Here is a 19,023-nt window from a genome sequence, read left to right as displayed (position 1 = left end):
TTTTTATGACTTTTAATTTCAATTACATTGAATCAACAGGACACTTGAAATCATCACTGCAAGTTGCACAGATAACAACTCCGTTACAGTAATACATACAGAATTCTTCTACAGGTTTGATCCCGGCTCCTGAAATTGCTTTTAATTGGCTGTTGTTTAGTTTTTTTAAGTTTTTCATATTGTTTTAATTAAAAATTTGACACTAAAGTAAATATATAATTAAAATTTGAAATGAAAAAATTAAAAATATAGATTATTTTTTTATTAATCCGAGCTCAATCAGTCTTTCATGTAAGAATTCTCCGGCAGTCGTATCTTCGTACAATTTCGGATTGTTTTCATCTATACAATTTTCAAGACAATTCAGAGACATCCCACTTACCGGATGCATAAAGAAAGGAATCGAGTATCTTGAAGTCCCCCACAATTCCCTTGGTGGATTTACCACTCTGTGAATAGTAGATTTTAATTTGTTGTTTGTATGCCTTGAAAGCATATCTCCTACATTGATCATCAATTCATCCGGTTCCGCAATAGCGTCAATCCATTCGCCGTCGTGGTTTTGGACCTGAAGTCCCTTCCCCTGAGAACCCATCAGAAGGGTGATCAGGTTGATGTCACCATGAGCCGCAGCTCTTACAGCATCATCCGGTTCCTGGGTGATTGGTGGATAATGGATAGGTCGTAAAATAGAGTTTCCTTCTGCTATTTTATCATCAAAATAAAATTCATCCAGACCAAGATATAATGCCAGAGCTCTCAGAACATATTTTCCTGTTTTTTCAAGCATCTGGTATGTTTCTTTACCTACTTTGTTGAATTCCGGAAGTTCTTCAACGATAACATTGTCCGGATACTCCGTTTTGTATTTGGAATCATCAGACACATATTGCCCGAAATGCCAAAATTCTTTTAAGTCTCCTTTTTTGAAACCTTTCGCGGTTTCTTTACCAAATCCTACATAACCTCTTTGTCCTCCGATACCAGGAATTTCATACTTCTGTTTTGTTTCCGTAGGAAGATCAAAAAAGTTTTTTACCTCTCCATAAAGATTGCCTACCAACTGGTCATCAAGGAAGTGCCCTTTTAGAGCAACAAAACCAATTTCTTCGTAAGCTTTTCCGATTTCATTTACAAATTTCTGTTTGCGTTCCGGGTTGTCCGAAAGGAAATCACGCAGGTCTACACTAGGTATTTTATCCATTTTTAGAAATTTAACGTGGCGCTAAATTACGTCTTTTTTAAATTAAATGATTTTACAATTAAGTATTTATGAACTACATTTGTGATATGAAAAAATATTCTTCTAAGAGAAGCATTCAGATATTGGCAAATCTTCTCCAGCAGTACGGGATTTCAGATGTTGTTATTTCTCCCGGATCGAGAAATGCACCCCTTGCAATTCATTTTTCAGAGATTGATCATTTTAACTGTTTTAGCATTGTAGATGAAAGAAGTGCTGCCTTTGTTGCACTTGGGATGGCTAAAAGCGAAAAAAAGCCGGTGGCCATTACCTGTACCAGTGGTTCTGCAACAGTTAATTATTATCCTGCTGTAACGGAAGCGTTTTATCAGAATGTCCCCCTGTTGGTGTTAACTGCTGACAGACCAGTGGATTTTGTAGATATTTTTGATGGACAGACGATCCGTCAGAATAATATTTTTCATCAGCATTCCTATGGAGACTTCCAGCTTTTAGAGGATAAAGAAGAAAATGCAGAGGATATCAATTTTGAAATGATTAAAAAGGCGATTGAGCTTTGTTTTGAAAAACAAGGTCCTGTGCACATCAATATTCCTCTTGAAGAACCTTTATATGAATTGGTTTCTGAACTTCCTACTTTTCCAACCGTGGAAAAAACGATTAAAAAGAAAGAATATGAAATTCCTTCTAACCTTGTAGCAGATTGGAATACTTCACAACGTATCATGATCCTGGTAGGGACAAAGGATTATATTCCTGAGCTTGAAAATCAGCTGTCACAATTGGTTAAAAACCACACAGCGGTTGTTTTGAGTGAGGCGAATTCAAATGTATACCATGAAAAATTCTTTAGATTTATAGACCGATATATCTTTAATTTTACTGAAGAAGATTATAAAAAATATGCACCGGATTTATTGATCACGGTAGGGCAGAACGTAGTTTCCAAAAAAGTGAAACAATTTTTAAGAAAAGCCCGCCCAAAGCAGCATTGGCATCTTGATGAAGTCTGGCAGCCGGATACTTATTTTTCTTTAACAGAGAAAATAGAGGTAAAACCGGAAGTATTCTTTTCTAAGTTATTGAAGTTTATTAATCTTGAGCCAAGGCCATATTATAACCTTTGGGATGTTCTTAGAGATAAAAAAGATGCTAAACACGAGAAGTTCTTAAACCTTGTTGAGTTTTCGGATTTTTATTTCTTTAACAAGGCTTCACAAACCGTACCGGAGAACTATAATATCCACTTCAGCAACAGCTCGGGTATCAGATATGCTCAATTATTTGATTTTGGCAGAAGAAAGATGTATTGTAACAGAGGAACAAGCGGAATTGACGGTTCTACTTCGACTGCAATGGGGTTTGCCATTAAAAACTCCAATCCTACTTTATTAATTACAGGAGATTTGAGTTTCTTCTACGATATCAATGGTCTGTGGAATCAGTACATCCCGCCTTTTGTAAGGATTATCATCTTTAATAACGGAGAAGGAAATATTTTTAAAATTATTCCGGGACCTGGTAATGCCAATCCTAATACGCTCGATGAGTTTATAGCAACAAAACACCATAAAAATGCTGAACATCTTGCGAAGCATTTTGGGTTTTCTTACACCAAAGTGGAAGATGACAGAACGTTAGACCGGGTTTTAGACAATTTTTTCAAACCCGATACTTTGCCTAAGATTCTGGAAATCAATACCCATGGAGCCAACAGTGCAGATGTTCTTAAGGGGTATTTTGAATTTATGAAAGAAAGCTAAAGATCCAGATACTCTTCGTTGCCGGGTAAATTGTTAATCCTGGCAATGGGATAGATAAACATATCATCGAAGTCATTCAAAGCATTGATCAATTGGAAATGGGAAAACTCTTTAATGTTTTGTAAGGTGATTTCCGTTTCCTTTATTTTCTTTTTCTTTAACAGATGCTGTCTTTGAACACCGTTCAAAAGGTAAGTGGAAGGAGTAAACCACTCTTTACCCTTCATAAATAAAATATTGGAGAAAGAAGTATCGGTAATATGGTTGTTTTTGACGATGATAATTTCCTCGGCTTTAGATTTCATCTTCATTTTTTCAAGTTCCTTGCGGTCTTCAAATTTAAATGAATAGTCAAAAGTATTATTTTCTACCAATTGAAAGTCTAATATTTCCGGAATGGCATAAGGAATCATTTGTGTTCTGACTTTCTTGTCCAGATCATAAGCAATTCTTAATTTGAAAAGGCCGTCTTCATCATGGTTGAGGCTTTTGAACAATTTGGAAAGATCTATCGACCCTTCTTTCCCAAAGTGTGCAAAGGTTTCATTCACCCTTTTTTGGTGAAGATCTAACAAAAAAACTTCCTGATCTTCAACTTTAATACTTTCAATAAATTGGAACATAAATTTTGTTTTTCATTTCCTGATATTCATCTTCTAATTTGCTCATATGCGTTATTCCGCCACCACTTTTAAAATATAAAGTGTCGTTTTCCTTTTCAATAAAACGGATCATTACACAACTGTCTACATTTTTACCATCAAACCAGCCGCATACGCCTGTATAATATCCTCTTCCATAGCCTTCGGCATCTAGAATGATTTCCAGTGTCTTTGGTTTTGGAGCACCTAAGATAGAACCTGCAGGAAGCAGAGTTTTCATGATGCTTCCTATTTTGCCATCAAATTCAGGTTTTATATTTCCTACAATTTCAGAACTCATGGCATATAGGTTCTTTTGTTGCGTTTTAATCAGGTCAATATTCTGAAAATGAGTTACCTCTACTTCGTCTGATACCATGCTTAGATCATTTCTTAGCAAATCCACTACCGTATAATGTTCGGCTTTTTCTTTTTTATCATTCTTAAGGATTTCTTTTGCATTTTCAAGAGAGGCATCGATGGTTCCTTTCATTGGATATGTAAAAATTTTACCGTCAATGATCTTTACAAAAGTTTCCGGAGAAAAAAATACGAAAAAATCTTTATAAAAAACTTTATATTTCGCATCGGAGTGAAGAAATATCTCTTCTAAGGATAAATTTGTTTCAATTTGAGTTTTTCTTGTATAATTAACTAGATATGAATTTCCTAGACGAATATTTTTCTGGACTTTATCAAATCCTGCTTTAAAGCTCTCTAATGTTTCCGGATAGGACTTCCATTCAATTTTTTTGTTAAGGGTATTGCTCTTTTTTAGCGTTGAAAATGATTGAAAATCAATCTGTAAACCCGATTTATCAAGTTCGTTTTCTAAGTAGATTTCCACATTTTCACACAAGAAGTCGATGATGAAGAAATAAGGAGTCTTCCGGATAGAAAGCTCATCCATTTCCATAAATTTTTGATGATTCATTGAAAACATTCGACAAAAGTACTTATTGATGTTTACTTTTGCACAAAATATTTTTACATGCAGAACAAATATCCGCAGAAACCGGGAATTGATTTTATACTGAAGCAGGCATTTTTCTATTGGAATAAAACTCTGATTTTTCAACTGATGTTTTCCATTATTTACTTTGCTATATTTTTTACGGGAATGTTTTTCTTCGGTTCCCGGTTTGGAATATGGGAGCAGAGCCAGGAGTTGTCTGAAGCACTTCGTTTGGGTACCAAAGTCTATATGGAAAAAGCGGCCGCAATGAGTGCAACCGAGAACTATCAGAAATTCAGCTATGGAATACTGGGGATCATTGTTTTTCTTTATCCTCTGAACCTTGGATTTTTCCAGATTTTCAGAAAAATGGATCTTAATGAAAAAATAGTTTTGGGGGATCTGTTTGCGGGATATAACGGACTAAATTTCTTTAAATATATCAGTTACTTTTTATTCTGGTTTTTCATTTATCTTTTAACTGCACAAACTATTATCCTGGGTGTTGCGTGGGTATTTGTAACCATTTTTGTTGCTCCGCTTATGTTTTTTGCTGATAAAAGAATTTTTGAAGCAATTACATTGAACTTTAAAGCTTTGAAAATGTACTTTGTAGAAATTGCAGTATGTATTATCGTAGCATTTATTTTTAAATATGCCGGATTTGCTCTGTTTCTGGTGGGAGGACTTTTTACATTTCCTTTTTGGAATGCAATTATATATTCACTATACAAGACTGTTTTTTCAGAAAAAAATTAAATTTTAGCATTGCTTAATGCTTTTTTTATCAAAAAAAATTAAATTTGGTAAAACATTAAAAAAATTAAGCCATGTCTGGATTCGACGAATTTGATCAGCAAGGTTCTGTTCCCAACAGGGATACCGGATCAATTATTTCTCATGCCTTTGAAATGTATAAAGGGGTATTTCTTTATGCTATAGTTGCTATGATAGTATATCTTATCGGGGGATTTATTATTCAGTCTGTAACAGGCTTCAATTCTGCTTCCATGGTGGAAGAGATGAAAAATGCAGGGGATGATATTTCCGCTTTTAGTTATTGGAATGCACCCGGATTTCCTTTATATCTTACTTTATCAGGATTGCTGGGAATTCTTCTGGCTCCGTTATATGTGGGATTGATCTATATTGTAAATAAATACAACACAAAAAATGCAATAGAATTCTCGGATCTATTTATCGGATATCGCCAGAATTTCGTGAATATATTAATATACAGTCTTATATCAGGCGTTATATCCAGTATAGCGATTTCTATATGCTTTTTCCCGTTCTTCTTTGTTTATCCTTTACTGTTGCTAGGGTATCCTATTTTATTATTTGAAAATGCTTCAGCTACCGAGGCTCTGGGGAAATCATTCAATATCGCAAAAGAAAACTACGGAACTTTCCTTGGCACTACTATTGTAGGGTTTTTAATATCATTTGCAGGTATTGTACTTTGCTTTATAGGAGTTATTATTACCGCTCCGTTCATCATGGTGGTAATGTACTCGGCCTATTGTGCTTTCCTGGGGAAACCAAGGCAAATAATGTTCAAATAATATATGAATAAAGAAAAACAAATAAGCGGGGTTGCAATAAAACAGGTTTTCCTGTTGGCTATAATTTTGGTATTGACAGGGCTGATTTGTTTTAATCTTGCGCTATTTATTCCATCCGTGTTAGGAGCCATTACAATTTATGTCGTTTGCAGAAAATATAATTTTTACCTCCAGGAAGTAAAAAAGTGGAAGCCCTGGCTGGCTTCATTTGTACTGATGCTGGCAAGCCTCATTATTCTGATTTTACCCATTTATTTTATTGCAGATCTTTTAATAGATAAGCTTGGGAACGCACAGGCTTATATGGCGAAATTTAATGTGTTTCTTGAGAAAATACATACTTATATTGATAAGAAATTTGGATTTGATATCCTGAGCAAGGAGAATATGGATAAAGTAAAAGGCTCTGTTGGAAAGGTTTCTACCATTGCCTTAAGCGGAACATTTAATACGCTTACGGTAATTATGTCCATGTATTTTATTCTTTATTTCCTTCTGGAAAAGCCCAGATTATTTGAAAAGATACTTACTTCATCGGCTCCTTTAAAAAGAGCTAATGTCTCTTTAATAGGAGAGAAAATGAGAAAACTCATCATAGCTAATGCAATAGGAATTCCTGTTGTGGCTATAGGCCAGGGGGTGGTTGCATTGATTGGTTATTTCGTATTCGGAGCACCAAGCCCTGTTCTTCTTTTTGCATTAACTGCTGCGGGATCTATGATTCCTGTTGTAGGGGCTGCAATTGTGTATATTCCTGTTTGTATTTATATGATAGCCGTGGGGGATACAGGACCGGGCCTTGGATTGGCAGCGTACTGTCTTGTTGTGGTAGGCCTAACAGATAATTTACTTCGTTTTACTTTATTGAAAAAACTGGAAGATATCCATCCGCTGAACACCGTATTCGGAATTATTATGGGGATGAATCTTTTTGGCTTTATGGGTCTTATTTTTGGGCCTATCCTGATTTCTCTTACCCTTCTACTTATTCAGGTGTACAGGAATGAATTTTCAGATAACGAAACACATCCCGACCTGCAATTACCGGATAAAGATGATGATGTGGACAATGTGGACTTAATACTTTAATATTATAATTGTGGAAGGAATAAATTCGGAAATACTAAAGGAAATTTGTATTGTAAAAATGCCTTTTGGAAAATATGAAGGGACAATACTTGCAGATTTACCGGTAAGTTACCTGGAGTGGTTTAACAGGCAGGGGATGCCCAAAGGAAAATTAGGAATGCAGCTCTCAACCATTTATGAAATAAAACTGAATGGGCTGATGGATTTGCTCACTCCGATCAGGCAATTATACGGATCGCCTAAAAATAAGACCTATAAATTTTAAACTATACGTATGGATTCTAAAAAACTGGTGGAAACATTAAAGTTGGAGCCACATCCGGAAGGAGGATATTATAAAGAAACATATAGGAGTGAACAAACATTAGCCTTAAAAGAGGGGAGTGTAAGAAACGTAAGTACAGCTATTTATTACATGTTGGAAAATGAAAATAAGTCTTCATTTCACCGGATCAAGTCTGATGAGTTGTGGTTTTTCCACCAGGGTGAACCTTTGGAAATTGTTTTTATTAAAGATGGGAAATTGCATACCATACTATTGGGGAATTCTTTAGAAAATGGGGAAGTCCCACAAGTAAGAATAGAAGCAGGTTTGTGGTTTGCAGCAAAAATATCAAATGGTATAGGCTATTCATTAGTAAGCTGTACAGTTGCTCCGGGATTTGATTTTTTAGATTTTGAACTAGCAGAAAGAAGTGTGTTACTTCAACAATATCCTGATTTAAAAGAAGTCATTGAAGAGTTTACACATTAATGATCGTGTAGGCGAATTCTCATTAACTATTTAGTTGGTTTGATAAATTACAGGGATTAGAAAGAGAACACAACCAATAAAAAAAGCAAAAGTTAATAAATGAACCCTGTAATCATTTATTCTTAAGAAAAGAAACTGATTGACTATTCTTAGAGCCCAAAATCCTGAATTCACGAATAGAAAATATTTACCAAAGTTTGTTTCTAAGATATCTTTATTAAAATAAAGACATATTAACCCTGTGGTAAAGAAAACAAAAATCATCTGGATATTTAAGATTTGCATTATTCCTTTGTTAATCTGAGAAAGTTTTGACAAATCCTTTTTCCAATTAAAAAACGTCCAGAAAAATAAATGAAACCCACCAAGTAATAAAGAATAAATTCCACAAATAATGATGATTGTTTCCATTGTTGTTCTCGATTAGTTTTTCAAACCTGCAATCTCATCTCTTAGTTTAGCCGCTTTTATGAAATCAAGATTTTTTGCTGCAGCTTCCATTTCCTTCTGCTTTTGCTCAATTATTTTCTCAATATCTCCGCTTGCATAATTTGCTTTGGTTTCAGCAACTTTCTGTAAAATTTCCTTGTGGGTATATTTTTCATCCGGGAAGTCCTTGCTTCGTCCTACTAGATTTTCAGAGATTTTTTTATTTAAAGCAGTCGGAACCAGGCCATTTTCTTCGTTGTGCTTCATCTGCTTTGATCGGCGATATTCCGTTTCATCTAAAGTAGCCTGCATAGATTTCGTGATTTTATCGGCATACATAATTGCTTTACCATTGACATTCCTTGCAGCTCTTCCGACTGTCTGGATCATTGATCTTCTGCTTCTTAGCATTCCTTCTTTATCTGCATCCAATATGGCTACGAGTGAAACTTCAGGTAAATCCAGTCCTTCCCTTAAAAGGTTAACACCAATTAAAACATCGAAAACTCCCAATCGAAGGTCCTGCATAATCTGGATACGCTCCAATGTTTCAACGTCTGAGTGGATATATCGTGTTCTGATTCCAAATTTTGTAAAATACTTGGTCAGCTCTTCAGCCATTTTTTTGGTTAATGTAGTCACCAGTACTCTTTCGTCTGCTGCAGCGCGCTTATGAATTTCTTCCATCAGGTCATCGATCTGGTTAAGCGAAGGTCTCACTTCTATAACAGGATCTAAAAGCCCGGTAGGACGGATAATTTGTTCAATATAAGCTCCTCCCGTTTTTTCAAGTTCGTAATCTGCAGGCGTAGCAGACACATAGATCACCTGATTCTGCATGCTTTCAAATTCTTCGAATTTCAAGGGCCTGTTATCCATTGCTGCCGGCAGTCTGAAGCCATATTCTACCAGGGCTTCTTTTCTGCTTCTGTCTCCGCCATACATCGCGTGAACCTGAGGAACAGTAACGTGACTTTCATCAATGACCATCAGAAAATCCTTTGGAAAATAATCAATCAGGCAGAAAGGCCGGGAGCCGGGTAATCTACCATCCAGGTATCTTGAATAGTTTTCTATTCCTGAGCAGTAGCCAAGTTCCTTAATCATTTCAAGATCAAGTTCTGTTCTTTCCTGTAGCCTTTTTGCCTCCAGAGGTTTTTCAATTGAGTTGAAGAAGTCTACCTGTTTGACCATATCATCCTGAATGTTTCTTATCGCTCCGTTTAAGGTCTCTTTTGAAGTTACAAATAGGTTGGCCGGATAAATCTGAATTTGCTCGAAATTGGAAGTAACATTTCCGGTAACAGGATCAAAACTTTGGATTTTTTCAATCTCGTCTCCAAAAAACTGGATTCTTATCGCATCATCGGCATAAGCAGGAAAAACATCTATTACATCTCCTTTTACCCTAAAGGTCCCTCTTTGGAATTCGTTCAGGGTTCTTGCGTAAAGAGCACTTACCAAAGAATGAAGAAGAGCTGTTCGGGTCACTTTCTCACCGATTCCGATAGAGATCAGTGATTTATGAAATTCAGTTGGATTCCCGATACCGTAAATGCACGAAACTGAAGCTACAATGAGAACGTCTCTTCTTCCGGATAATAAGCTTGCCGTTGCGGAAAGACGTAGTTTTTCTACTTCCTCATTAATGCTGAGGTCCTTTTCTATATAAGTTCCGGTAGTGGCAATATAAGCTTCGGGCTGATAATAGTCGTAATAACTCACAAAATATTCTACCGCATTTTCAGGAAAAAACTCTTTAAATTCCATGAATAGCTGAGCTGCTAAAGTTTTATTATGAGCTAAAACTAAAGTTGGCCGCTGAACATTATTCACGACATTAGCAATGGTAAATGTTTTTCCGGATCCTGTAACCCCTAATAAGGTTTGATATTTCTCGCCGATTTCAATGCCTTCGGTAAGCTTTTCAATGGCCTGAGGCTGATCGCCGGTAGGTTTATATTCTGAATGAAGATTAAAATTCATACATCAAATTTATAAAAAAAAAGAGTCCTTTTCAGGACTCTCATAATTATTATCATTTTTTCTTATTTTCAAATATCATAGCTAATGGCAGCTTAAAAACCGTTGGTGCGGGTTTGCCATCTGCCAGTGCGGGTTTCCAGTTGATATTTTCTGTAGAGGCTTTAATGGCTCTTACGCTCTCGTCATTAAAAAGTTTGTTTTTTCCATCTGCCACTACTTTTTCTACTGTCCCTTCGGCATTTATTGAAATAAATACATTAGATTGGAGCCGGCCTTCATCTCCTTTAAATACACTACCGTTAAAATTTTTTGCCACCTTGTTTCGGAATTCATTAATTCCCTGAGGGAATTCTGCCTGGATAAAAGAAGTGCTCGCCGGAGGCGGAGGTGGTGGGATGTTCTGATCTCCACTCATGTTTGCTTTCTTAGATCCATTTTTTTCTACACGAGGAGGAGATGGAGGAGGAGGTGCGCTATTTTTATTGATTTTTGCCTTTTTTACATTCGCCTTTTTTGTGGGGCGAATGGTGTCCGTAATACTTTGGTGATCTTTCCTACTCTGCTTAGAAGATATTTCTTGTAAAGTACTGAAGGATTCTAATGCATATTCTTCCATGGGTGTACCGTTACCTGAAACGTAATTGCTGGCATAGGTCTTTTGGACAAATAAGGCAAAGGCTGTTATGAGTATAGGGATGGTAATGGCTTTTTTTAAGCCTGCGAATTTGGTTTTTTTAGTGTTCATCATAATAAATCGTTTTTTGGTGTTGTTGAAATTAAATGAGTGTGTGAAATCAAATTTTTGAGAATCAATTATTTCATCGAGTATCAGATTTTGATAATCTTTGATATTGAAATTGTTTTTCAATACGCGGTCATCAGCTAAGAATTCATGATTGGTGATCATTGCTCTTCTGTAGAAAAAGATGGCAGGATTAAACCATGTTATTACCTTTAAAAACTCGATCAGGAATAGATCCCAGCTATGCTTTTGATCCAGATGGCTTTTTTCATGTAAGAATATCCTTGGATCAATTTGGTCTTTAATAAGATAATTTTTCCCCAGATAAATAGTTTTTCCAAAGGTGAATGGGGAGAGGTTATTCTCAGAGATGATTATTTTATACCCTTCCTGATATCTTACTTTTCCTTTTATATTCCGGATTTTTAAAATTGAGAGCAATGCCTTTACTAAAAGCATTAAAGTAATAGCTCCATATATAATCCAAAGAATATTGGTCCATTCAAAAGCTTCTTCCTTAGCCGGAAGGCTTAATATCTGTTGAGTGGTTTCTTCAAAAATTAGTTGTGGACTTTCTGTTGTAACGGGACCTTTTGCTGTGATTGAGATAAAAGGAACCGTATAAGCAAACGCGAGGGAAAAAAGAAGAAAGAACCTGTTAAAATGGTGCATTTTTTCTTTTTCCAATAACAAATGGTACACTCCCATAAAAAGTGAAGAACACAAAACAATTTTAAAAAAAATGTAAAGCATCTTTATTCTTTTATTTTCTGATCAATTATTTCGCGCAGTTCAATCAATTGCTTCTGGGTTAGTTTTGTGTTGGATGTAAAAAATGAAGCAAACTGGGTCACGGAGCTGTTGAAAAAGCGGTCAATCATGGAAGTCATTTCTTCCCTGAAATATTCTCCTTTAGCTACTTTTGGGTAGTATTCACGGGAATTTCCATATAATGTGTATCCTATCAGATCTTTATTCTGCATTCTTTTAAGCAATGTAGCTACTGTAGTGGATGCAGGTTTGGGTTCCGGGTAAAGATCCAGAATATCTTTCATGAATACTTTCTGTTTATCCCAGATGATCTCCATGAGAACTTTTTCCGAATCTGTTAATTTTATTTCTTTCATATTCTACAATTTGAAATGTTGTTCTACAAATGTAGAATAAAATTTTAAATCAACAAATTTTATGGCACTATTTTTCCATTGTTTTTTTTAACCAATAATCACAATGCTATGAAATTCAATAAGTTTTATGTACCAATCATTAGTCTTTTTTTAGTTTTATCTTCATGTAAGAAAAATAACGTCAATGCTCAAAAGGTCAGCAGTGATGGAAGTGTGGAAACAGAAAAGCCTAATTCAGACTATAAACCTGCCTTTGCAGGACAAACCAGAATTAAGGCTGTAAAGACATCTACACCCTACAATGTTGAGGTTTTAAATAAAGATCTGGGCAGACCTTGGGGAATTATTAATTTACCAGACGGGAGATTTTTGATCACTGAAAAATCCGGGTTTATGAATGTTGTTTCTAAAGATGGGAAGCAGATTTCTAAGATATCAGGATTTCCTAAAGTCGATGCAAAAGGACAGGGAGGAATGCTGGATGTTGCACTGGATCCAGATTTTAAAAATAACAGTATTATTTACTTTAGTTTTTCTGAACCCTTTGGGAAGGGTAATCTGACCTCTGTAGCAAAAGTTAAACTTTCGGGAGATTTAAAAATGATATCAGATGTAAAAGTCATTTTCCGTGCTGAACCATCATATGACGGAGATAAACATTACGGAAGCCGATTGGCCTTTGATAAAGATGGGAATTTGTTTGTAAGTACTGGAGAAAGATCAGATAAAGAAACCAGGGTATATGCCCAGAAAACGGATAATTATTTAGGTAAAATCCTTAAAATAACAAAAGAAGGAAAACCAGCTCCGGGAAATCCATTCATCGGAAAGGCCGGATTTAAACCTGAGATTTATGCCTATGGTATAAGAAATCCGCAAGGCTTGGCAATAGATCCCAACGGGTCCTTATGGGATGTGGAAATGGGGCCAAGGGGAGGTGATGAAATCAACTTAATTCAAGCGGGTAAAAATTATGGATGGGGTGACGTAACCTATGGTATTGAATACTCCGGAGCGAAAGTGGGAGAGGGAATTACTCAGAGAGAGGGTACGGAGCAACCTGTTTATTACTGGGATCCGGTAATCTCTCCAAGTGGTGTTACTTTTTATACAGGAAATATAGATGAGTGGAAAGGTAATTTGTTTATTGGCTGCTTAAGTGGTGAACACATCAACCGGATTGTGATGAAAGATAATAAAGTGGTTGGAGAAGAACGTTTGCTTGCTGATCAGAAAGAAAGATTCAGGGATGTGTTGGATGGAATAGACGGAAACATCTATGCTGTTACCGACAGTGGGAAATTGTATAAAATTTCTAAGAAATAAAAAAAAGGCTCCGGATTTATCGGAGCCTTTTTTATTTAAAATCTGAAATTAAATCTTGCAAAAGCCTGTCTTCCGGAAAAGCCCATCTGAACAGGATCGAAAATACCACCGGATTCTGTATTTCCTGCAGAAACAGCCTCTCTTTGTAAAGTTGGATATCTGTTGAATAAATTCTTACTTCCAATAGTTAAACTAATATTTTTTGAAAAATCATACCCGAAAGATAGATCAGTGGTTACTTTAGCGTTGTAGGTCTGATAATCATCAGGGCCATTGTAGCCAATTAACGTGAGTTTATCAAATCTAACCAACTGTATATTAGCATTGAACTTGTTAATTTTATAGTTAACATTTAAATTAATTTTAGTCTTCGGAGCTGAGGCGAGGATAAAAGCACGTTCACGCGCACTTAAATATATATCTTCTTTTCCTTTTAATTTTTCTGAAACGTTTACAGATGTGATCTCCATTTCGTTGTAGTTTCCTGCTAAAGTTGTGGTTAATCTTCCGTTTCCAAGTGTTTCATTGTAGCTTAATATAACATCTACACCCTTTGTTCTTGTGTCTATGGCATTGGAAAAAAATTGTGCCTGATCAATATAAGGATAATCTGCCTGAACATCAGGTGGAAGGTCTGTTCTGGCAAAGTTACCTGTCAATACAATTCGGTTTTTTACATTAATGTAGTACCCATCAACAGTTGCAGTAAACTTTCCCGTGTTGAATGTAAACCCTACACTCCCGTTAAGAGATGTTTCTTGTTTTAATTGAGATATCCCGGATTTTACAGCTAAATCACTGTCATTTGATGCTAATTGGATCGTTACAAGATTACCTCCCTGAAAATTCGTAAATTGAAGCGCATAATATTTTTGAGCTAACGAAGGAGCTCTGAACCCTGTTGAAACTGAACCTCGAAGTGCAAATTGAGGAGTTATCGCATATCTTGTTGCAAATTTCCCATTAATGGTACTTCCAAAATCACTGTAGTTTTCAAATCTACCTGCTGCACTAACCATCCATTTTTTGGTAATGTCAAGCTCGGTATCGATATAGGCTGCAAAATTATTTCTACTTTTATTAACTTCCTGAGAATATCCGGGAAAGCCCTGGGAGCCTCCAGGTCTGATGTTGCCTGTTAAAGGATTTATTACTAAAAGACTAGGATCTGTATTTGAAGTTACAATGTTCCCGTTGACATCATACATTGCATAAGATGCTTCTTGCCCCCTTATAACATTAAATTTTTCGTACCTAAACTCAGATCCGAAAGCGATATTTAGTCCTTCTAACACTCCAAATTGTTTCGTTGCATTAAATCCTGTTGTATTTTGAAGTAACGAGTGCCCTCCTGCGTTAAAACTTGTAGGAGATTTTATACCTAATGTAGCATTAATTGTATTGTCTATCTGGTACGTAAATCTGTTATTGCCAAAGGCATTATAAACATCGGCATCCCAACCTGCAACTTTAAACTTTAAACCATTATCAAATGTAAAATCTGTGATGCTTGTATCCTGAATAGGGTTAAATCCATTTGGATAGACCTGCGGAATGTTTCCATCTGCATCTGCTTTTCTGGTCCATGCATTAGCATCTGTATTTCTATGGGAAAACCCAGGATGAGAATAAAATTTTATATTATCTGATAATGGAACTTCAATATTTCCAAAGAAATATACATTTTGTGATTTTGCATCTCCAAAACGTTGTCTTGGGGCATCATAAACCGTAGGATTAGCATTTCTGATCGCATATTCTTTATTGATGAATTCTGCGGTAAAATTTGCAAATCCTCCTTGTGATCCTATTTTTGTTCCATAATTTCCGTTAAAATCAAAAGTAAGCCCGTCAATTTTATGATCTGATACAACATCTTTATCTCCGGGACTTTTAAAAAGGTTCATCCCGTAAAATGCATTTCCTTCAAAGCCTTTATCTCGGTCATTTAAGATGACGTTGATAACGCCTGCAATAGCATCGGAACCGTATTGAGCGGAAGCTCCATCGCGAAGGACTTCAATCCTTTTAATAGCTCCGATCGGAATGGTGTTCATGTCATATCCGGTGTTTCCTCTTCCCTTAGTTCCGAAAAGGTTGATCAGTGAAGACTGATGGTATCTTTTGCCGTTTAATAAAAGTAAAGTCTGGTCTGGTCCCAATCCTCTGAGAGTGGCTGGATCTACAGCATCTGCACCATCTGACCCCGATTGTTTATTGGAATTAAATGAAGGTGCCGAAAACTGCAGGAGCTGGTTCACTTCAACTTGTCCTGTAGATTGACTTACCTGTTTGATGTCAATAACATCGATGGGAACAGGAGTGTCAATTACTGTTCTTTTTTTGTTTCGGCTCCCCGTAATGGCTACTTCTTCAATTTTTGCTTCTTTAGAAATGGTGTCATTGATTTGCTGCGAATATAAAGCCGCAGTGCTGCCCAGAAATAAAGCGCTTAGATATTTAATTTTCATATATATTGAGTTTCTGAGATTGGTAATTCAATCAAAAGTATTGATTTTTGTTTTTAAATCATCAGAAAAAATCACTATTATTTGAAAAGTGTTATGAAAAATGGATGCGATGCATAATTATATGAAAATTTTCAATCAAATAGTATAAATTAGTTAAAATCGTAAAATACATAAATGATATGTTGTGTATTTTTCCTTATTACGATTTTTTTTAACAATTTATTCTTGTATGTGGATATAAAATGAAAAAACCGGAATTACTCCGGTTTTAATTTTTATGCTTTTTCTAATTGAACAGTAAAATGTCTTAAAAGATCTGACTCCCATGTTATCTTATATCCTTTTGCGATTTCATCACGGCGTTCATAAACGTTTTTGATCGCTGCAGCAATATAATCCATATGATTATTCGTATAGGTTCTCCTAGGAATTGCTAATCGAACCAGCTCCAATTTCGGATAACGGTTTTGTCTTGTCTCCGGATCTCTGTCTGCTAGCAAGGTGCCGATTTCAACCGTTCTGATGCCAGCTTCTTTGTAGATTTCAAGACCTAAAGTCTGTGCCGGATATTCTTCCCTTGATACTTTTGGAAGGAAATTTAAAGAATCAATAAAAACGGCATGTCCTCCGATAGGCTTTTGCACAGGAATTCCGTATTCAATCAGCTTATTTCCAAGATATTCAACCTGGGAGATCCTGCTTTCCAGATAAGCAAATTCCGTGGCTTCATCCAGTCCAACGGCTAATGCTGCCATATCTCTTCCGGCCATACCTCCGTAGGTTATGAAGCCTTCATAGATAATTGTAAAATTGGAAGCCTTTCTGAAAACCTCCTCGTTATTCAATGCGATGAAACCACCGATGTTTACCAATCCATCTTTTTTGGAGCTCATGGTCATTCCATCACCATATGAGAAGATCTCTTTGCAGATTTCTTTAATGCTTCTGTTTTCCTGGCTTTTTTCTCTTTTTTTAATGAAATAAGCGTTTTCAGCAAATCTTGCAGAGTCGAAAAAAACAGGAATTCCGTATTGATTGGAAAGTTCTCTTACTGCTTTCATATTTTCCAGAGAAACCGGCTGACCTCCTGAAGAATTACAGGTGATGGTAATTAAACAAAAAGGGATTTTTTCTTTTGGATAGCTTTTGTAAATCTCTTCCAGCTTTTCAAGATTAATATTTCCCTTAAACGGATGTAGATCATTAATATCAAATGCTTCATCAATTGTGCAGTCTACTGCATGTGCTTTGCGAAACTCAATATGTCCTTTTGTAGTATCGAAATGGGAATTTCCGGGAACTACATCTCCTTCTTTTACCAGAACAGAAAACAGCACGTTTTCAGCTGCTCTTCCCTGGTGAGTGGGCAAAAGATATTGGAATCCGGTTATATTTTTTACAGTATTGTGAAGTTGGTCGAAAGAACGGGAACCGGCATAGCTTTCGTCACCGGTCATTAATGCTCCCCACTGTCTGTCCGACATGGCTCCGGTTCCGGAATCGGTTAGTAAATCGATAAAAACCTGTGATGATTTTAAGTTGAATAAGTTGTAATTGGCTTCTTTAAGCCACTGCTCTCTTTCTTCTCTTGTTGATTGACGGATTTCTTCAATCATTTTAATGCGGAAAGGTTCCGCGTACGGTAAATTCATGAGTTAAGTATTTTATTGTTTTGTAAAGAAAATTTGTTTGAAAATAATTTCAATTCATCAGTATATATTTAAAGGAGCAGGAGAATACTACTCAGGCGCTTTAAATATATTTTCATCGGAGTGGAAACCGGCTACACCACCACTCACTGCAAATTTCATTGCAGAAGCAGCAGACATTCCCACTACAGGTTTGATGTTTTTTTCTTCCGTAACAATTACCCATCCGGAAATAGCATAGGAGTGAGGAAGATAAACAGCAACATAATTATGTTTATCCACATCTGCCATTTCTTTCTGGGTTAAAAAACCAATTCTCCAGATCTCAGGATGCTCATTGGTTTTTACCCATACAGGATCATTAAATTTTTTCTTGTCACCAACAAATGATGACATTACATCTTTAGTTGGCGTATAAATATGTTTTACCCCGGGTGTTCTTTCCAACAGGCTGTCCATTGTGTCGAAAAAAAATCTTCCCACAACGAATTTATTACCCAGGTAGCCCAAAAGTGCGGTGATTAAAATAGTTGATACAAAAACCAAACCCGGTATTTCTTTTGCCACAGATGGAATTATGTTATCAATAGACGTGACAACATACCATATGACAAATATCGTTAGCCCGATAGGTCCGATAATAACAAGTCCCTGAAAGAAATTTTTCAGGAAAAAATTGGCGATATTTTCGAAAGTCAGTTTTTTCAACGTATTCAGTTACTCATTTTGTTTAGCCGTGTATGCTTTCCTTATTGCCATATGACTTAATAATTTTAGCTTCATATTCCAGCCACTCCTCCCATCGTTTGTTTACTTTTTCGGGATCTCCAAGCTGTCTTGCAAAACTAATGAAAGTTGTATAATGGTTAGCCTCCGAAATCATTAATTCCCGGTAAAAATTTTTAAGCTCTTCATCTTTGATATTTTCTGTAAGGACTTTAAATCTCTCGCAGCTTCTTGCTTCTATCATGGCGGCAAATAACATTTTATCAACGATAAGGTCTTCTCTGCTGCCCTGGATAATGAACTTCATCAATTCATTTACATAATCATCTTTCCTTGCTCTTCCGAACTTATATCCTCTGCTCTTGATGATTTCATGAACCTGATTGAAATGATCCAATTCTTCCTGTGCAATAGCAAGAAGTTCGGTTACAATTTCAGGGTGTTCCGGAAGCATCGTAATCAATCCGATAGCGTTTGTAGCGGCTTTTTGTTCGCACCAGGCATGATCGGTTAAAATTTCTTCAATGTTTCCTTCCGCAATATTTGCCCACCTTGGATCCGTGGGAAGTTTCAACTTAAACATGTTTTAAAATTTC

19 protein-coding genes are annotated in these 19,023 nt (G+C 36.1%); 7 read left to right on the top strand and 12 right to left on the bottom strand.

The window, feature by feature from the left end; genetic code table 11:
- Positions 1-22 precede the first annotated feature (22 nt).
- Both G9C87_RS12145 and G9C87_RS12140 read right to left on the bottom strand, forming a co-directional pair.
- On the bottom strand, positions 23-178 hold the full coding sequence (locus tag G9C87_RS12145) for a hypothetical protein (protein WP_172281461.1): 156 nt from the start codon (positions 176-178) through the stop codon (positions 23-25).
- Between the two features lie 75 nt (positions 179-253).
- Entirely contained in the window at positions 254-1,204 is a 951-nt protein-coding gene (locus G9C87_RS12140) for an isopenicillin N synthase family dioxygenase (RefSeq protein WP_172281459.1), read from the bottom strand.
- An 86-nt stretch (positions 1,205-1,290) separates the two neighbouring features.
- On the opposite strand from G9C87_RS12140, the gene menD reads away from it, so the two are divergent.
- On the top strand, positions 1,291-2,967 hold the full coding sequence (gene menD, locus G9C87_RS12135; RefSeq protein ID WP_172282416.1) for a 2-succinyl-5-enolpyruvyl-6-hydroxy-3-cyclohexene-1-carboxylic-acid synthase: 1,677 nt from the start codon (positions 1,291-1,293) through the stop codon (positions 2,965-2,967).
- On the opposite strand, the gene G9C87_RS12130 is transcribed toward menD, so the two are convergent.
- Positions 2,964-3,590, bottom strand: a complete 627-nt coding sequence (locus G9C87_RS12130; protein WP_172281457.1) for an aminotransferase class IV — start codon at positions 3,588-3,590, stop codon at positions 2,964-2,966. The two genes, menD and G9C87_RS12130, sit on opposite strands and share 4 nt — an antisense overlap.
- Positions 3,574-4,551, bottom strand: a complete 978-nt coding sequence (locus G9C87_RS12125; RefSeq protein WP_172281455.1) for an aminodeoxychorismate synthase component I — start codon at positions 4,549-4,551, stop codon at positions 3,574-3,576. The genes G9C87_RS12130 and G9C87_RS12125 overlap by 17 nt, the downstream gene beginning before the upstream one ends.
- A 48-nt stretch (positions 4,552-4,599) precedes the next feature.
- Between G9C87_RS12125 and G9C87_RS12120 the strand changes: the two genes are divergently transcribed.
- The 5 genes from G9C87_RS12120 (at position 4,600) to G9C87_RS12100 (ending at position 7,971) form a co-directional block, all read left to right on the top strand.
- Entirely contained in the window at positions 4,600-5,322 is a 723-nt protein-coding gene (locus tag G9C87_RS12120; protein WP_172281454.1) for a hypothetical protein, read from the top strand.
- 71 nt (positions 5,323-5,393) lie between these two features.
- Positions 5,394-6,128 (top strand): beta-carotene 15,15'-monooxygenase, encoded by a 735-nt coding sequence (locus G9C87_RS12115; RefSeq protein ID WP_172281452.1) that lies wholly within the window; start codon positions 5,394-5,396, stop codon positions 6,126-6,128.
- Between the two features lie 3 nt (positions 6,129-6,131).
- The gene (locus G9C87_RS12110; RefSeq protein ID WP_172281451.1) at positions 6,132-7,217 is read left to right on the top strand and encodes an AI-2E family transporter; all 1,086 of its coding nucleotides are present in this window, start codon (positions 6,132-6,134) and stop codon (positions 7,215-7,217) included.
- A 19-nt stretch (positions 7,218-7,236) separates the two neighbouring features.
- Positions 7,237-7,482, top strand: coding sequence for a DUF3820 family protein (locus G9C87_RS12105; RefSeq protein WP_172282414.1), 246 nt, complete (start codon positions 7,237-7,239; stop codon positions 7,480-7,482).
- A 9-nt stretch (positions 7,483-7,491) separates the two neighbouring features.
- Positions 7,492-7,971, top strand: a complete 480-nt coding sequence (locus tag G9C87_RS12100) for a cupin domain-containing protein (protein WP_172281449.1) — start codon at positions 7,492-7,494, stop codon at positions 7,969-7,971.
- Positions 7,972-8,001: 30 nt separating this feature from the next.
- Here the strand turns inward: G9C87_RS12100 and G9C87_RS12095 are convergent, their stop codons facing one another.
- From G9C87_RS12095 to G9C87_RS12080, 4 genes are read right to left on the bottom strand one after another with little or no spacing between them, the layout of a single operon-like run.
- Positions 8,002-8,382: a hypothetical protein gene (locus tag G9C87_RS12095; RefSeq protein ID WP_172281447.1), complete on the bottom strand. Its 381-nt coding sequence runs from the start codon at positions 8,380-8,382 to the stop codon at positions 8,002-8,004.
- Positions 8,383-8,394: 12 nt separating this feature from the next.
- Positions 8,395-10,386 (bottom strand): excinuclease ABC subunit UvrB, encoded by a 1,992-nt coding sequence (uvrB, locus tag G9C87_RS12090; RefSeq protein ID WP_172281446.1) that lies wholly within the window; start codon positions 10,384-10,386, stop codon positions 8,395-8,397.
- A gap of 52 nt (positions 10,387-10,438) precedes the next feature.
- On the bottom strand, positions 10,439-11,881 hold the full coding sequence (locus G9C87_RS12085; RefSeq protein WP_172281444.1) for a M56 family metallopeptidase: 1,443 nt from the start codon (positions 11,879-11,881) through the stop codon (positions 10,439-10,441).
- A 2-nt stretch (positions 11,882-11,883) separates the two neighbouring features.
- Entirely contained in the window at positions 11,884-12,255 is a 372-nt protein-coding gene (locus tag G9C87_RS12080; protein ID WP_172281443.1) for a BlaI/MecI/CopY family transcriptional regulator, read from the bottom strand.
- Between the two features lie 108 nt (positions 12,256-12,363).
- Here G9C87_RS12080 and G9C87_RS12075 point away from each other — a divergent pair, with 108 nt between their 5' ends.
- Positions 12,364-13,581 carry a PQQ-dependent sugar dehydrogenase gene (locus G9C87_RS12075; RefSeq protein WP_172281441.1) on the top strand — a complete coding sequence of 406 codons (1,218 nt, stop codon included), beginning with the start codon at positions 12,364-12,366 and terminating at the stop codon, positions 13,579-13,581.
- Positions 13,582-13,616: 35 nt separating this feature from the next.
- Here G9C87_RS12075 and G9C87_RS12070 read toward each other — a convergent pair whose 3' ends face one another.
- From G9C87_RS12070 to G9C87_RS12055, 4 genes are all read right to left on the bottom strand, one after another.
- Complete coding sequence (locus G9C87_RS12070) at positions 13,617-16,052, bottom strand: TonB-dependent receptor plug domain-containing protein (protein ID WP_172281439.1); 2,436 nt, start codon at positions 16,050-16,052, stop codon at positions 13,617-13,619.
- Between the two features lie 275 nt (positions 16,053-16,327).
- Positions 16,328-17,704 carry a tryptophanase gene (locus tag G9C87_RS12065; RefSeq protein WP_172281437.1) on the bottom strand — a complete coding sequence of 459 codons (1,377 nt, stop codon included), beginning with the start codon at positions 17,702-17,704 and terminating at the stop codon, positions 16,328-16,330.
- An 87-nt stretch (positions 17,705-17,791) separates the two neighbouring features.
- Positions 17,792-18,409, bottom strand: a complete 618-nt coding sequence (locus G9C87_RS12060) for a DUF502 domain-containing protein (protein WP_172281435.1) — start codon at positions 18,407-18,409, stop codon at positions 17,792-17,794.
- Between the two features lie 22 nt (positions 18,410-18,431).
- A complete protein-coding gene (locus G9C87_RS12055) occupies positions 18,432-19,010 on the bottom strand; it encodes a tRNA-(ms[2]io[6]A)-hydroxylase (protein ID WP_172281434.1) in 579 nt (192 codons plus the stop codon).
- Positions 19,011-19,023 lie beyond the last annotated feature (13 nt).

Source organism: Chryseobacterium sp. LAM-KRS1 (assembly GCF_013184525.1).
GTDB lineage: Bacteria > Bacteroidota > Bacteroidia > Flavobacteriales > Weeksellaceae > Chryseobacterium > Chryseobacterium proteolyticum.
Note: the sequence above shows the minus strand (reverse complement) of the source record. Positions and strands in the feature narration are given on the sequence as shown.